5 protein-coding genes and 3 pseudogenes are annotated in these 16628 nt (G+C 55.6%); all 8 read left to right on the top strand.

The genetic code is table 11. The annotated features are described in order from the left end of the window. The first annotated feature begins 57 nt into the window (after positions 1-57). Positions 58-990, top strand: coding sequence for an IS5 family transposase (locus tag N1037_13245; GenBank protein UWS78246.1), 933 nt, complete (start codon positions 58-60; stop codon positions 988-990). 115 nt (positions 991-1105) lie between these two features. Continuing rightward, on the top strand, positions 1106-4354 hold the full coding sequence (locus tag N1037_13240) for a TM0106 family RecB-like putative nuclease (protein ID UWS78245.1): 3249 nt from the start codon (positions 1106-1108) through the stop codon (positions 4352-4354). Next, the gene (locus N1037_13235) at positions 4351-4710 is read left to right on the top strand and encodes a DUF4357 domain-containing protein (GenBank protein ID UWS78244.1); all 360 of its coding nucleotides are present in this window, start codon (positions 4351-4353) and stop codon (positions 4708-4710) included. Before N1037_13240 ends, N1037_13235 begins: the two co-directional genes overlap by 4 nt. Before the next feature lie 30 nt (positions 4711-4740). After that, positions 4741-10293, top strand: a complete 5553-nt coding sequence (locus tag N1037_13230; GenBank protein ID UWS78243.1) for an ATP-binding protein — start codon at positions 4741-4743, stop codon at positions 10291-10293. A gap of 354 nt (positions 10294-10647) precedes the next feature. After that, positions 10648-11580, top strand: a pseudogene (locus N1037_13225) (IS5 family transposase). A 2295-nt stretch (positions 11581-13875) separates the two neighbouring features. Beyond that, positions 13876-14172: pseudogene (locus N1037_13220) on the top strand (type I secretion protein). Positions 14173-14901: 729 nt separating this feature from the next. After that, positions 14902-15033 (top strand): annotated as a pseudogene (locus tag N1037_13215) (hypothetical protein). Between the two features lie 141 nt (positions 15034-15174). Further along, positions 15175-16569, top strand: a complete 1395-nt coding sequence (locus tag N1037_13210; GenBank protein ID UWS81360.1) for a Hint domain-containing protein — start codon at positions 15175-15177, stop codon at positions 16567-16569. The last annotated feature ends 59 nt before the right edge of the window (positions 16570-16628 follow it).

Raw genomic sequence — 16628 nt, 5'->3', positions numbered from 1 at the left:
GTTGCACAAATCGTGACGGGGATTCACTGTATGAATCCAGCGTGATAGCTGGGATGCATGAGCAGTTGGGCCCCTACGAAGTATAAGACCACGAATTGGTCGTCTTCCAATGACGCGCTGAAGCAGCGTGGATCGTTTGCGATCTGGTTTGATCCCGAGATGGTTTGGACACCGCCACCGACCGGCAGGCGCGGTCGTCAATGCAAGTTCAGCGATGCCGCGATCCAGACCTGTCTGACCATGAAAGTCCTTTTCGGTATGCCACTGAGGCAGACGGCTGGGTTCGTTGAGAGCCTGTTGCGGCTGGTCGGACTGGATTGGTCCGTGCCCGATTTCAGTACGCTGTGCCGCCGCCAGAAGACGCTGAACGTGAGCTTGCCGTATCGCGGTGGGACTGGCCCACTGAACCTTCTGATCGATAGCACAGGCATCAAGGCAGAGGGCGAAGGTGAATGGAACGCCCGCAAGCATGGCGGCCCCAAGCGACGTATTTGGCGCAAGATACATATCGGGATTGGTGAGGAAACGCTGGAGGTTCGCGCGGTAGAGGTCACCACCAGCAACATCGGTGATGCGCCCATGTTGCCTGAACTGCTCAACCAAATCCCACCAGATCAGGTTCTTGGGTCAGTGACCGCCGATGGTGCCTACGACACGCGCAGATGCCATGACGTGATTGCAGCACGGGGCGCTCATGCAGTCATTCCGCCGCGCAAGAACGCCAAACCGTGGAAACCCACAAGCGCCGGAGCCATCGCAAGAAACGAAGCGGTCAATGCCTCACGATACCTAGGGCGCGCGCTGTGGCGACGATGGAGCGGATACCACCGCCGAAGCCGCGTTGAAACCAAGATGCACTGTGTGAAGCTGCTCGGCCAATCGCTGATGGCCTGGGACTTCGACCGGCAGGTAGCGGAAATCCAAGTCCGCATCGCGGTCCTAAACCGCTACACCGCTCTTGGCATACCCGTCACAGAGCCCGTAGGGTAAATCCGTCCAGGGAAAGGGGAAATGCGCTCAGGCCCCGATTTGTGCAACAAAGCCGAAAGGGGTGATCAATTTGCGAGAGGTAAACGGCAAGGTATTGTTTTCCGCATCAGACCTGATGAGGTTTTCAGGTTGCCGACACAGTACCACTTTGGACTTTTCTTATATGAAAGGCACCGGGCCGGTTCCCTGCGCAGACACAGAAGACGCAGCGCTTTTGCAAAAACAGGGCGATGCACACGAGGCGGCACATCTGAGCCGGCTCAAGGAGGAAGGGCGCAGTATTTCCGAGATTGAACATGGCGGTCTTGCTGAAAATGCCAAGGCTACGCGATTGGCTCTCGCCGACGGTCTCGACGTGGTGTTTCAGGGCGCGTTCTTGTCAGGAAATTGGGGCGGCTGGTCGGACTTTCTGGAGCGGGTCGAGACACCTTCGGCACTTGGGGCGTTTAGCTATGAGGTGGCCGACACCAAGCTGAAGCGTCGCGCGGACCCAAAACATGTGCTGCAACTAGTTCTTTATTCGGATCTGCTGGCAGAGATTCAGGGCGTGGCGCCCGAGTTCGCCCATGTCGAATTGGGCGACGGTACCCGCGCGACGCTGCGCCTTGCCGACTATTCCGCTTACGCCCGAATGGCACGAGAGCGGCTGGAAGCCTTTGTTGCTGATCCCCGGCCGACCCGTCCGATGCCCTGTGCCGATTGCGGACTTTGCCGTTGGGCAGATCATTGCGAAAACGTCTGGCAGGCCGAGGACAGCTTGTTCAATGTTGCAAATATCAGCCGTGGTCAGGTGAAAAAACTGGAAGCCGCTGGCGTTGAAACTTTGGAAGCTCTTTCAACTTTGGATCGCCCGATCCATGGCATGGCCGAAAACATGCTGGCCCGGCTGGTCGTCCAGGCGCGCTTGCAGCAGGCCCGCAAAGCCGGGGAGCCAGATTTTGAACTGCGGGCTCCGGAGCCCGGCAAAGGCTTTGATCTTTTGCCGGAGCCGCAGCCGGGTGATCTGTTCTACGACATCGAAGGCGATCCGCACTACGAGGGAGGTCTCGAATACCTGCATGGGATTTGGTTTGACGGACAATTTCAAGCATTCTGGGCCCATGACCACGAAGCCGAAGCGAAAGCGCTGAAGGATCTGCTTGCTTTCTTCCGTTCGAGGATCGAGGAATTCCCCAAGGCGCGCATCTATCACTATGCGCCGTATGAAATCACCGCGCTCAAACGACTGACCACGAAATACGGGATTGGTGAGGCCTACCTTGATCGGCTTTTGCGGGAACGTCGCTTTGTCGACCTGTTTGCAGTGGTGCGGGGCGGGCTGATCGGGTCGGAACCGAACTATTCCATCAAATCGATGGAGGCCTTCTATGATCGCAAGCGGGATGGCGAGGTCAAGACGGCGGGTGGATCGGTCGTGGCCTATGAGCGTTGGCGCGAAACGCAGGATCAGCAGATCCTCGATGAGATTGAGGATTACAACCGTGTCGACTGCGTCTCGACGGAAGAATTGCGTGATTGGCTGGTTGGTTGTCGCCCCGTCGGCCCATGGCCGATGCTTGCTCCGGATGCCGGAGACAAAGAGGCGGAAGAGGATGCCGACACCCAAGCGCTACGGAACGCAATCGGGGCATCGGCGTTGCCGGATGAGCGACAGGAGATGCTGTTCAACCTTGGACTTTTCCACAAACGCGAGGTGAAGCCCGCGCAATGGGCGGTATTTGACAGTGCTGCCAAGGACGAGGATGACCTGATCGACGATCTCGATGCTCTTGCCGGTTTGGAAGCGGTCGGTCCCGTCGAGCTGGTCAAGCGATCCTTTGCCCGCACCTACAGTTTTCCGCCGCAAGAGACCAAGTTGCGGCATGGAAAAAAGGCGACTGTCCCAGTTTTTGACGCGCCACCCACGACGGTCGGAATTGAGAGCTTGGACCGGCGCGCACGTGAAATCTCTGTCAAGGCGGGACCGGGCAAGGCGCATCTCTTGGCCGATCGGCTATCTTTGCACCCGGATTGGCCATTGAATACGGGCGTCATAGCTTCAGCCCTGCGAGATGTGATTGCTGATCAATGCGGTCCGCGCCGATTCACTGCGGTGGATGATCTGCTTTCGCGCACCTCGCCGAGACTTCGATCTGGGCCGAAAACCGACCTACTCAAGGGGGCTGACCCAGTTTCGGGCACCATTGAGGTGGTAAACGACATGGACGGGACCGTCTTGCCAATCCAGGGGCCTCCGGGCACCGGCAAGACCTATATCAGTGCCCGCGCGATCCTCTCTTTGGTGCGTAAAGGCCATCGCGTCGGTGTCACATCTAACAGCCACGAGGCGATTAGGAATGTGCTGATGGGCTGCCTTTCCGCGTTGGAAGATGAAGACCTGCCGATCAATCTCGAACTCGTCCATAAGGTTTCTGGCAGCGAGGATGGGTATCCCGAAGACTGCGATGTTCATCGTACGACCGACAACGCAGAAGCCGCCAATGGCGGGCATGTGGTGGGCGGCACGGCGTGGTTCTTTGCGCGCCATGAGAATGTTCAGGCCTTCGACTGGCTGTTCGTGGATGAGGCCGGTCAGGTCGGCCTTGCCAACATGGCTGCTATAGGACGGGCGGCAAGGAACATCGTATTGGTTGGAGACCCCCGCCAATTGCCGCAGGTTGTTCAGGGCTCGCATCCCGAGCCAGCAAACCTGTCCTGTCTTGACTGGATGCTGGCGGATCAAGCTACAATCCCAGCCGACCGGGGCATTTTCCTGCCCATATCGCGGAGGATGCATCCGGATGTCTGTGGGTTCATTTCCCAGCAGGTCTATGAGGGTAGGCTTACCAGCCTCTCCGATACGGCCCGCCAACGTGTGACTGGCACGACTCTTCCTGAAGCGGGAGCTTTTTGGTTTCCTGTTGCTCATGAAGGCAACGCCCAGATCGCTCAGGAAGAAGTTGTTATCATTGGAAATTGCATTGCTGAGCTGCTAGGCGGAAACTGGACAGATAAGGATGGCAGTACGCGGCCTATGCGCGAGACGGATATCATCGTCGTGGCCCCCTATAATGCGCAGGCGAACGCCCTGCGGGACGCCCTTCTTTCGGCTGTCCGCGTTGGTACAGTGGACAAGTTTCAGGGACAGGAGGCGCCGGTCTGTCTGGTTTCCATGACAGCGTCCTCCGCCGAAGAAACCTCGCGAGGGATGGAATTCCTGTTTTCGCTGAATCGCATCAATGTCGCGGTATCACGCGCCAAGGGACTCGCATTGGTTTTTGGAGCGCCGCGCCTGCGTGAAGCGAAGTGTAATACTGTTGAGCAAATGCAGCTGGTGAATACGCTGTGTGCTCTGCAAACAATCAGCCTGAAAGAAATGGAATGAAAATGAGTGATGATAGTTGGTTCACAATGCGTCCACAAAAGGCACAGGCCTTCGGCCGTCCGGAAAATGGTGGGTTCTTGGTACGCAAGGGATCAACTGCGATGTTGGATGGCTCGCCACGTGTGAAGCGTGACCGTAAGGAACGTGATGGGCTCGTTCGACAAGGTGTTCTTGTCCACGACAGCGATCCCGATCTCTATCGTTTCTCTAGGGATCATCTTTTTGGAAGCGCCAGTGTCGCAGGGGGTGTCGTCAAGGATGGCAACTGCAGCGGTCCGCAGAGTTGGCGAAGAGCCATTGACGGAAAGACTTTGAAGGAAGTGGTTGAGTATGGCATCTCGAACAGACACTATTGAATTCACTTGAAAAACCCTCAGGCCAGTTCCATGAATCTCGTTTCGCCAAGTTCTCCGTCTGATCTGGCCAAATCTGTCCGCGACGAGACAGGGGGCAAGCTGCGTAGCTTTCTCTATGAATTGGCTGAGGGCGTGACGAACTACCGAACGGTACACAGCCTGACGGAGCAGGTGCAGCATCAATATCATGGGCGTTTTGCTATTGAATTGATCCAGAATGCCTATGATGCGGTGGCACGCGACCCAATATCCAATGAGGGTGCGGGTAGGATCGAAATGCGTCTTGTTGAAGATCGCAATTTTGGCACACTTTATGTTTCCAATGATGGGCTTCCATTTTCCAGAAGCAATTTCATCAGCGTCTCCCAACTTGGTCAAAGTGACAAGAGTCCTGAGACATCAATTGGTAACAAAGGGATAGGTTTTCGGAGCGTACTGGAAATTTGTGATCGACCGCAAATCTGGTCAAAGCGAACCCAATCAAGTCGCAACTTTGATGGCTATTGCTTCAATTTCAGTCCGGACTTTGTTCGCTCCCTCCATGAACCAATATTGAGACTGATCGGGAGAGAAACTCCTTCGCCGAGTGACGTGCCGTTGAATGAACTCGTCGACTGGAACGATGGACTGCTCGATAAGCTGCACTCAAGTATTCACAATCAGGCCAACGAGGCCGGCACCTCTATTGAGGCTTGGGTTAAGTCACAATTATCCTATTTGTCACCATATCTTTTGCCGTGGCCTCTTGTGGGGGTGGATCGTGTGCAGGCGATTACCGAATTTGAAGAATTGGGGTTTTCGACTGTTGTCGCGTTGCCTTTAAAGTCATCTAAATCGGCTAAACTGGTTGAGCGGCGCCTTAAAGAAATTGGCGGGAACTCACTGCTGTTTCTCGATCGACTTCAGGAACTGACCCTTTCCTTGCCTGATTGCAAACAGGTTTTCAAGAGAACACCAAAGAGCGAACCTGACGTCCCACGTCATTATTCGAAAATCAAGATTACCTCTCGGGAAGAGACGCGGGAGTTTCGAACGTGGCGACGTGAGATTGGCGTGGCCGACATGCCCGAAGCCGTTCGGGCATCCATTCAGGAACTCCCCGGTCAATGGCCGAAACTCACAAAGGTGGAGATTACCTTGGCTGTCGGTGCTTGCGAGACACCAGCGCCAGGCCAACTCAGCATTTTTCTTCCGACCAAGCTCGAATCTGGAGCATCGATTCATGTCAATGCGCCGTTCTTCGGTGACATGAGCCGAACATTGATCAACTTTGGAGACGTGTCAGAAGAGCCGGAAGGCGATGCTGTCTACAATGACTATCTGCTTTCCCAGGCAGCTGACCTCGCAGTTGAAGCAATTGATGCGGATCTGCAAGGCAAGTCTGCGACTGAAGCAGCGGATATCATAGATCTTCTTTCTCCCAATTCCACTGATGAGCCTGCGTCGGACCGTTGGCAGGCGCATCTATGCAATGCGGCACAATCAAGAGATTTCCAGATCGAGGAATCAGCATGGCTACTCAGTGACAAAGGGTGGGTAGCGCTCAACGAAGCTTCTCTTTTGCCTCTTCCCGAGGAACCGAAAGTTCTTAGTGCAGAGGTTTTGCGCCGACATGCCAAGTTTCCAGCATATGCAGCCGAACTGGGTGGACGTTCAAGGTCCATCAAAGCCTTGTCGGGTGCGCATGGAATAGGCTGGCTGCCACTGCCGCAAGATCAGGCGGAAACAGTTGAGAGTGCAGCTGCATGGCTACACTCATCGGGTCCAGTTGACTGGAAGGGATTCTGGGAGGACGTTCAGAGTATTTTTGCCGATGATCTGTTACCGCTTCAGGAGCGCAAATTGTTATTGTGTACTGACGGTCAATTGCACGCAGGCGGCATTTCTGGTTCCGCAATCTACTTCAAACCTAGACAAGCGGGACCGGACGAGGACGACGGGCCGGGCGACTTGGATATCGATCAGATCCCGAAATCACTGCGGCAGATGATCGCCATTCTCGATCCAGCGGTTCCCGTGAGTGAGTTGAGACAGGGAAGATTGCACAACACAAATCTTCATGGCGAGTTAATCAACGCGGACCTGGTAGGACCATTCCGGCGTGAAAGCGTTTTGACGCAGGTTTTGATTCCAAATCTCCCACCTCTCCCGGTAACTTCTTCTGGTGTGAATGCCGATCTGTGCCGGGATGCCTTGTACTACGGGATCCGGCTAGCGCAATCGATGCAGTTCAGGGGAGAAGGGCAAGGGATAAACAAAGCCTTGGCTAAGTTGCCCGTCCCCTGCAGGGGTGGATGGTATCGACTTAAAACCGCAAGTTTTGGTGCAGACTGGCCGGGCACGACTGGTTATGTGGTCGACCGGTATCTCAAGTGCAGCAAGGGAGAAACTGTCAGCGCCGCCCGTGACAGGATGTTGCGGTCGCCAAAGCATCGTGATTGGGGTGGGCAAGGGCAAACCATTTTGGAGCTCTTGCGAGACGCAGGAGTACACGATGGTCTAAGGCTCGAGGAAATTGCGCCGAAAAGCTGGAACGCAAAGTTTCACGCGAGCAAGCACTATTTTCAGATCCCAGAACAACCGCCGACAAGCATTAATCCTACCGCATGGAACAAGACCCGAGAGGCTGCGATCCAAGACGCGCAACCTCGTTACAATAACGGCTACTACGAAATTGGAGACATACTCTGGATTCCAGGGCTGGAAAGATATGAAGAATTTGACTTGGAAGCTCGCGCGGCCTTTTTTGATGTTGTGATGGCAAGTGCTGGCGGGTGGCAGGACAATTGGGCAGGTCTCTCTATCACTCGTGTCGAGGGCTCCTCAGATTACTTCACGATCCGATCGCCGCTGTTGCAGGTACTTGGGTCACTCGATTGGATCGGTGAGTACAACGACAATGAAAGTTGGACTTGGACTGCCGCGTCATCTCGCTGGTATGTTCCGAGTCAACATCTCGCTCGTGGGCGCGCTTGGACTCTTGAACACCTTTCACCGCTCCCCCCGGCAATGGCGGAACAGTTGGATCGGAGCGAAGGTCTTGTGACCTTCTTGGGATCCCTAGGTATGCCGACCTATGCACCGGACGAAGCGTCAAACGATCCACGGTTGTTGGCTTGTCTTGCGGATACGGCGAAAGCGCAAGCATACCAGAACAGGGATGTTTTCATTGGACAAATCAGGACTGCCTGGAAGGCGTTTAAGCCGTTCTCTGTCGAAGATTTTCCCGAGCAGATTGTGGCACACCAACCAGACGGTTCCTTGGCTGCTTTGACACCGACTTCGGACGAACCAGTGTATTTACCGAATCCGCGCACCACATTGTCCACGTTGCGTCATTTCAATCTACCTGCCGTCACCATCGAACCCACTGATGCAACGCGCCTTTCAGATGATTTTGAAAATGCCTACGATGCCGGTGTCCTCAACGCGGCCCAGATTCATATGGCACCGCTTTCTGCCGGGGCTAAATGGATTTCCGAAGATAGCGTACCGCTAACTTCTTTCTCTGGTCTCGACGAGACGATTCCGTTTGTCCTGACAATCGCAGCGTTTCACGGTGTTAATGCCCGAGGAACCTCGGCTACGAGTTTTAATCGCTACTTGGATATCCTTCGCAGCGCCCAAGTTTCTATCGTGCCTGACTTGGGATTGGTTCCTGAAGTCGATAATCGACAGGTAGCAGAGCCTCGCGTGCAAAAATCTGTCTGGCTGGAGGCCGAGCATCGGCTGTTATTGGACAACGAATGGCGGGAGGACATTGAACCTGTAGCAGATGCGTTCACTCAGATGATCGAACGAGAGGACCTTAAGTTTCAGATACGTAAGGGCTTGAGCGAAGTCTGGCCTGACCTGGATGAGGTCGTTGTTTCGCGCCTCCTCGGGCAGATGGACTTATCGCTTGAGCACTACAGGGAAGTATTCGAACTGTGGCGCGGAGATTTGGGTCCCGCAGTTGAAAGGCTGTCGCGTCTAATGTGGGTGTTGTCTTGCCCTGAACAGTCTGCGCAGTTGCAGAAAGCCGATCAAAGGGATCTGATCCTTGCTCCGCTTTGCGCTGTGCTCGACAGCGATATGCTGGCCGAACGTGTCTTGCAGGCCGCCCTTGAGGCGAGAGATGTCTTCGAATTTGGACGTTCAGTGCGCGACTTGTTGGGGAGCAGGGTCGAACTGTCGGCATGGAATGCTGAGTTGGCAAGATCCGGTGAAGCTGAACTTTTGAATCCGGCTGCCGGGAAGGAGTTTTCCGGCCATCGAGAAGCAGCAGCTCTGCATTTAAGACGAATTGCGGCTACGTTGACAGCTGATGATATGGATGGGCCAACCTATCCCGAGTTGATGTCACATATCGAGAGTGTCGGTTGCCCTGACGATGCAGCGCGTGCTTTCTGGAGAGTGCCGTTTTCGGAGTTCTTCAAGGCAATCGCCAAGGAGATCACAAATTTAGGCTTTTCCGATGACCTATCAGAAGTCATTGCAGCAGCAGACTCTCCAGATTCGCTAGCACGATACCTCGATGAATCCGACCAAATGGCAATCTCAGATCCCCTCGATGTGTCAAAGGCTAATCGAAAACTTGTTGCGGCGGTTCTCGACAGATTCCGTCTCACCGCGACGGCGTGGCACACAGAGGCCGGACGCGAACAATCCGCTGACTGGCTGGCCGGGTTTGGAAACGATGCCCTGGCTCCCGTACTGGCGCAGGATCGGTCAATCTATTCCGTCAATTGGACCCAACGTACCGTATTCGAATTGGTTGCCGACAATTTGACTGAGGCTGTACCACAGGATCTTCGCCATGGTCTGAAAAATGCCCAATCTCTGGAAACTCTTCCAGAGTCCCTTGGAGTTTCGGCCGAGCAACTGGACGGCGCGGCGGCTGCCTTGGAAAAAGTTCGACAAGACGCCGACAGGCGGAAGCGTATGGTAAAGGTCTGTGGGGCAGAATTCGATAACTCAGAAACTAACATTTCTAATCTTTTCGATCACATCGCCGACCAGATTGATGACGAGAGCCTCGCGTCTTTGCTGGGATTCGATCTGCACGCGCCGATGGTCCCCAAGAAGCTTAATAAGCCGAAGCCCACGACACGTCGCGACAAGGACAAGAAGACACGGGCGCCGAAACGGCAATGCAAAAATATGGAAGATTTGATTGGAGCTGCAGGTGAGATCCATGCCTTCAGATGGCTTCGCCGAAGATATGGTGCCGCAGTCATTTCTCCTTCAAATTGGGTATCTGCTTATAGCGAAAAGGCCTATCCAGATAATTCTCCCAATGTTGATGAGGGGCGTGGATGTGACGTTTTGTTTGCGCATGAAGGGTGTACCTACTTCATTGAGATCAAGTCTACTGATTCAGAGTCCACTGATTTCACACTTGGTTCGTCGGAGGTACGTCTTGCCCGCGAACTTGTTGGAAGAAGGGGGAAAAAGGTGACAAAAGTCTTCCACATCTTGAGAGTGAGCAATGCCCTTTCCGCATCGCCAACGTTTACTCTCCTTCCTAACCCATATGACCCTAGGTACGCGGAGCACTTTGCGGTCATCGATGAGGGTGCGCGTGTAAGTTATCGGATTTAGAAGTCGGTTCCAATAATCAACAATGCAGGGCGCACGAGGGTGGAGAAGGTTCGACAAGTGTCCCGTTCCCTCCGCCACTTGCCCCCGCGAAAGCGTTCTCCCGATCCGGCTGCGGCCGGATTTTTCCGTTGCTTTCGGGGGTTATACGGGTGGGGCTGAACACTGGCCCCTGCGGCAGGTGGGCCGAAAGCGGTCTCTGTCGAGTACTTCTGGTGATCAGTCGACATCCGGACATAGGCGACGGCAGGCACATCCCTTTCAGGCGGCGCGTCGCTCTTGTCGGAATGGGCCGGCTTTGTTGCACAAATCGTGACGGGGATTCACTGTATGAATCCAGCGTGATAGCTGGGATGCATGAGCAGTTGGGCCCCTACGAAGTATAAGACCACGAATTGGTCGTCTTACAATGACGCGCTGAAGCAGCGTGGATCGTTGGCGATCTGGTTTGATCCCGAGATGGTTTGAACACCGCCACCGACCGGCAGGCGCGGTCGTCAATGCAAGTTCAGCGATGCCGCGATCCAGACCTGTCTGACCATGAAAGTCCTTTTCGGTATGCCACTGAGGCAGACGGCTGGGTTCGTTGAGAGCCTGTTGCGGCTGGTCGGACTGGATTGGTCCGTGCCCGATTTCAGTACGCTGTGCCGCCGCCAGAAGACGCTGAACGTGAGCTTGCCGTATCGCGGTGGGACTGGCCCACTGAACCTTCTGATCGATAGCACAGGCATCAAGGCAGAGGGCGAAGGTGAATGGAACGCCCGCAAGCATGGCGGCCCCAAGCGACGTATTTGGCGCAAGATACATATCGGGATTGATGAGGAAACGCTGGAGGTTCGCGCGGTAGAGGTCACCACCAGCAACATCGGTGATGCGCCCATGTTGCCTGAACTGCTCAACCAAATCCCACCAGATCAGGACCTTGGGTCATTGACCGCCGATGGTGCCTACGACACGCGCAGATGCCATGACGTGATTGCAGCACGGGGCGCTCATGCAGTCATTCCGCCGCGCAAGAACGCCAAACCGTGGAAACCCACAAGCGCCGGAGCCATCGCAAGAAACGAAGCGGTCAATGCCTCACGATACCTAGGGCGCGCGCTGTGGCGACGATGGAGCGGATACCACCGCCGAAGCCGCGTTGAAACCAAGATGCACTGTGTGAAGCTGCTCGGCCAATCGCTGATGGCCTGGGACTTCGACCGGCAGGTAGCGGAAATCCAAGTCCGCATCGCGGTCCTAAACCGCTACACCGCTCTTGGCATACCCGTCACAGAGCCCGTAGGGTAAATTCGTCCAGGGAAAGGGGAAATGCGCTCAGACCCCGATTTGTGCAACAAAGCCGCTTGTAGTCGGAAGCCAGCGAGCTGCGTGTTTTCGATTTTGTACCCGAGCCAGTATCCATGCACCCGTGCTTGTACCATGGTGGCCCGAGTGGTGGATCGATCCAAACGCTTCCACCGTTATGACGGATGAAAAAGACTCGCTCACCACATTCAGGGCAGTCAGTTTGGAAGCAAGAGCTTTCGTTGCTCGACAGATATCCCGTAAAATCATTTCCAGACGAGTAACCCCCTCCAGAACTGCAGCCGCCGAACGGATGGATTGGGATACATCGCCCTCCGACATATCGAAATTCCACGGATTGACCGCAGCGGCTGCAAGTCGACGTAATTCCCCCAAATGCATGGCGTCAGAACTTTTAGTTTTGCTTGAAGTCTTCGTCAGTGACCAGCCCTGATGCTTTGTCGTACGTCCAAGGATCAGAAACCTCTTTAATGCCATCTCCCACGAGACAGGCCTTAAGGACTTGATGTCTGCAATAATTGCGCAGCAATTCGCGCATGTCCCTCGGGGTCCGACGTTGGCACGGGAGAGAGTTGGGTGCATGTGTCATTCCCTCCGCCACTAACCCAACAAAAAATCCAATCTACCCAACTGCATCGCGATTTTCGCGACATCTGAGCTTTGCGTGCCGTCCGCGCGAAATGGGGTTCTGTTGTACGGTGTTGTCCAAACTTTCGATATAATCGGCAAAGCAGTGTGGCGCCCCCCTGCGCGTGTCCTTTGCGATGCTGGGACTGCAGGGGCTGAGGTCACCAGACGGCAAAGAACAATACTGCGTTCGTTCATATCGCGAACGAAGACGTGTGCTCTCTCACCTTCCAGAAGCGGACACTGTAGAAGGGTTTCGGCGGCTGGCTTGCCCGCGGTCTGGCGCAATGGGGACAGGTACAACCGGACGGGGGCCGGATCCGTGGTTCGCGCGGCGCGCCTGTGTTTGCGCCCACTGCTGTCCGTTTGCCCTGGCGTGATAGGTCTTTTGGATAGGGATTACTGCGAAATTGTCCTGCGGTAAGGTTGATTCTGCAGCTGGTCGTTGCGCTACTGGAAACAGTTTCTGGAAATTCCACGCATTGAGGCTGATTGTGAAGCGGGCCTCAAAACAGACTTCTGGTTGTTTGCGGTCGGCGTCAAGGGAGGCGAGCCATGCGGTTGTTGCGTGATTGGAAACAAGGGGGCGCGCCAGAACCTGTAATTGTTTCCTGTTGGTCCTCTATTGCTGGGGTTGGAGTGGATTTCTGTATCTTTGGCAACAGTGGTCTCTTTTCAGCTGCCAGTGGGCAGCGATGTGAAGCGCCAAAGAGAGCTGCGGATCGGGGGTCTGTAAAATTTCGTTAAGTTTTTTCTCTTTGTTGAACTAACTGCTTCAGCTATTCATTAACTTGCCCATTGGGGGGTAACATAATCTCTGGTCTCGGGACCGTATAGCGTAGCTGCCAAAGCAAAGCGCGGCGTGAACTGCTCTCACGCTTTTTGCGGATCCTTGATGAACTCGATCTGTTCGACTGTTGTCGTAGCCTGCGCTGTTGCGCTTGGGGTGCGCCTTGGGTCGCGACCTGTGCGATTGTGCTTCTCCTTATATCGGGTTGTTTATTTTTTGTTGCGCTTTTGCGGAAACGCAGTGGCGGTGACTTTGCAATTCGGTTTTGGGCGCTTTGGTCTATGGGGCGGATAAAACGGCCCTTGGCCGATTAGGAGAACGAGATGGCTGACAATTTTGACAACCCGTATTCGGCGAATCTGATTGGTCTTTGGGATTTCCGTCCAGGATATACCGACGACGATAGCGGTCTTGGCGATGGTATTGCCCAGGACGGCGTTGGAACTGGTGGCGCCAACTACACAGGCGGCTGGATGTTGGGCGACGGCGGTAGCCAGTTCACCGTGGCGGGCGATAATGACGATCCTTTTGATCTGACGACCGGCACAGTCATTACCACCTTTAAGTCCAATGGCTATCCAGGGGTTGGCGATCAAACGGTTGTCAGCCGTGGGCTGTCCTCAGAAGATGACGCAGACGGTGAGAATTTTGTGATCCGCGCCACTGAGGACGGTACCGTTCAGCTGACCCATGCCGATGATGGCAATCTGGTGGAATTTGCAACCGACCCCGGCTTTTTTGCCACCGGCGATGTTGTCACGGTTTCTTATGGCTGGAGCCCAGGTGGCGTCACACTGGTTGTTGAGAACACCACACAGGGCACCAGCTACACCACTGGCGACGATATTGTCGGCATGACCATGGATGTGGCGGCAGATGGCGAAGACAGCTTTGTCATTGGCGCGGATGGTGACGGTGGCAATGCCTTTAGCGGCGGCATCGACTATGTTGCTGTGCTTGATGACAATGTTGTGGAAATCAACGGTGGTGGCCTTGACGGGATTGTCGAAGGCACTGCTGGTGATGACCTGATCGACACCTCCTACCTTGGCGATCCCGAAGGCGATCGGATCGACAACGGTGACGCGATCAATCCGGCCGATGGGCCAGATGACGACCTGGTGAATGCCGGAACCGGTGACGACACCGTGCTGGCAGGTGAAGGCGACGATACGGTGCATGGCGGCGGCGGTGCCGACAGCCTGAGTGGTGGCACTGGCAATGATGTGCTGGCTGGGGATAGTGATGTTCCGGGTGTCGGTGGTGGCGGTACCCGGGAAGTGTTCCAGTGGGACCTTGCACCGGATCCTGACGGCGGCGATCCTGTTGACAGCGGTGATGATCTGAGCGGCGGTTTCTCGCAGGACACTGGCTCAGTCACTGTTAATTTCTCGGTCTCCAGCAGTTCGGGTGACACGGCGACGGAATTTACCGACGTGCCGCAGTTTGTTGGTAACATCAACACCGGTGGCGTCACCGCTGACCCGCAAAGCGGGCTGAACGCGGATGTCAGCTCTGATGGCAGCACCGCCGACTACCAGCTGGATTTCTCGGATCCGGTTGGCGATGTGTCTTTCCGTATCAGCGATATTGATGCAGACAGCCAGGTGCAGATCACGGCCTTTGACGCAGCCGGAAACCCCATTGTGGTGAACCTGGCCGGTGGCCCGGCGCTGACGATGGAAGATACCGATGCGATTGCCGGCTATGATACGGCTTCGACGCGCGAAGACGATACCTTTACCAGCGACGACAACCCCGACACCTCGATGTTGGTGACAATTCCCGGTCCGGTGTCGTCGATTGTTATTACCCATACTCAGGATGGCACCATCAACAGCAGCGTTGTTGTCAGCGATGTGTTCTTTGATGCCCTGGGGACGCCGGTGACCAGCATTCCCGGCGATGATACCATCGACGGTGGCGAAGGTGATGATATCCTTTACGGCAACGATGGCGATGACTCGCTGATCGGTGGCGATGGCGACGATATCATCGACGGCGGTGACGGTGCGGACACCATTGAAGGGGGCGATGGCTCTGACAGCGTTGAGGGTGGTGACGGAGATGACGTCATTGATACCTCCTCGGACGACCCAACGCCGCTGCCTGACCGGGGTTTTGACGGCTATACTGGCACCACGCCAAACATCCCTGCGGTGCCTGCCGACGCTGATCCGCTCGATGACCGCGACACCGTGGATGGTGGCGCTGGCAATGATGTGATCCTCACCGGCGACGATAACGATCTGATCACCGGCGGTGCGGGCTCGGATACCATTGATGGCGGTATTGACGATGATACCATTGATGGTGGCAGCGAGGATGACCTGATCACCGGCGGTGAGGGCTCTGACAGTCTGATGGGGGGGGACGGCTCTGACACCATCTATGGTGGCCTGGATCCGGCTTTCCCAGATGGGCTCAATATCACCGATGATGGCTCCGACGGACGTCCTGTGGATCCTGATCCCACCAATGGCATGGATACCATTGAAGGCGGCGCAGGCGATGATGTGATCTATGGTCAGGATGACGATGATCTGATCTCTGGTGGCACTGGCAACGATATGATCGATGCCGGCATCGACGATGACACCGTGACTGGCGGCGAGGGTGACGACACCATCCTAGGCGGTCAGGGCGATGATGAGCTGGACGGCGGCGCCGGCTTGGACAGCATTGACCTGGGCGCAGGCGATGGCACCGATTTTGCGCGTGGTGGCACCGGATCGGATACCATTTCAGGCATCAGCCAGAATGACACGGTCTATGGCGGTGAAGACGCGGATGACAGCGATGTCGACGTGCTTGATCTGCGCGGTGTTGCCGAAGAGCAAAACCCAGGCGGCTCGCTTGAGGTGGAGTATGACAGCACCAACCCGGAAAACGGCACTGTCACCTTCCTGGATGCAGGTGGCGCGGTCACCGGCACCGCCGAGTTCTATGAGATCGAAAACGTCATTGTTCCCTGCTTTACGCCGGGCACCCTGATTGCCACCCCCGAAGGGGAGCGCCGGGTCGAAGACCTGGATGTTGGGGACCGGATCATCACCCGGGACAATGGCATCCAGTCCATTCGCTGGCTGGGTAAGCGCAGCCTTGCCACAGCAGAGCTGAAAGCGGCAGAGCATCTGCAGCCGATCCTGATCCGCGAAGGTGCCCTGGGCAATGGTCTGCCCGAGCGCGATATGATGGTCAGCCCCAACCACCGGGTTTTGGTGGCCAACGACAAAACGGCGCTGTATTTTGAAGATCGCGAAGTCCTGGTTGCCGCCAAACATCTGACCGGCCTGGCTGGGGTGGACGCGGTGGAGACCAGCTCGGTCACCTATATCCACTTCATGTTCGACCAGCACGAGGTCGTGCTGTCGGATGGTGCCTGGACCGAGAGCTTCCAGCCTGGCGATCAGACCCTGCGGGGCCTGGATAATGCGCAGCGCAACGAAGTCTATGAGATCTTCCCTGAGCTGAAGTCCGAGGAAGGCCGCGAATCCTATAGCTCTGCCCGGCGTTCGCTGAAACGGCACGAGGCGCGCCTTCTAGTGCATTGATTTTAAACGTTCCTTGGTGCCAGTGGTGATTTCTGGCGGTGATCCGTGGTGGTGATTTG

Source organism: Phaeobacter sp. G2, from assembly GCA_025163595.1.
Classification (GTDB): domain Bacteria; phylum Pseudomonadota; class Alphaproteobacteria; order Rhodobacterales; family Rhodobacteraceae; genus Pseudophaeobacter.
Note: the sequence above shows the minus strand (reverse complement) of the source record. Positions and strands in the feature narration are given on the sequence as shown.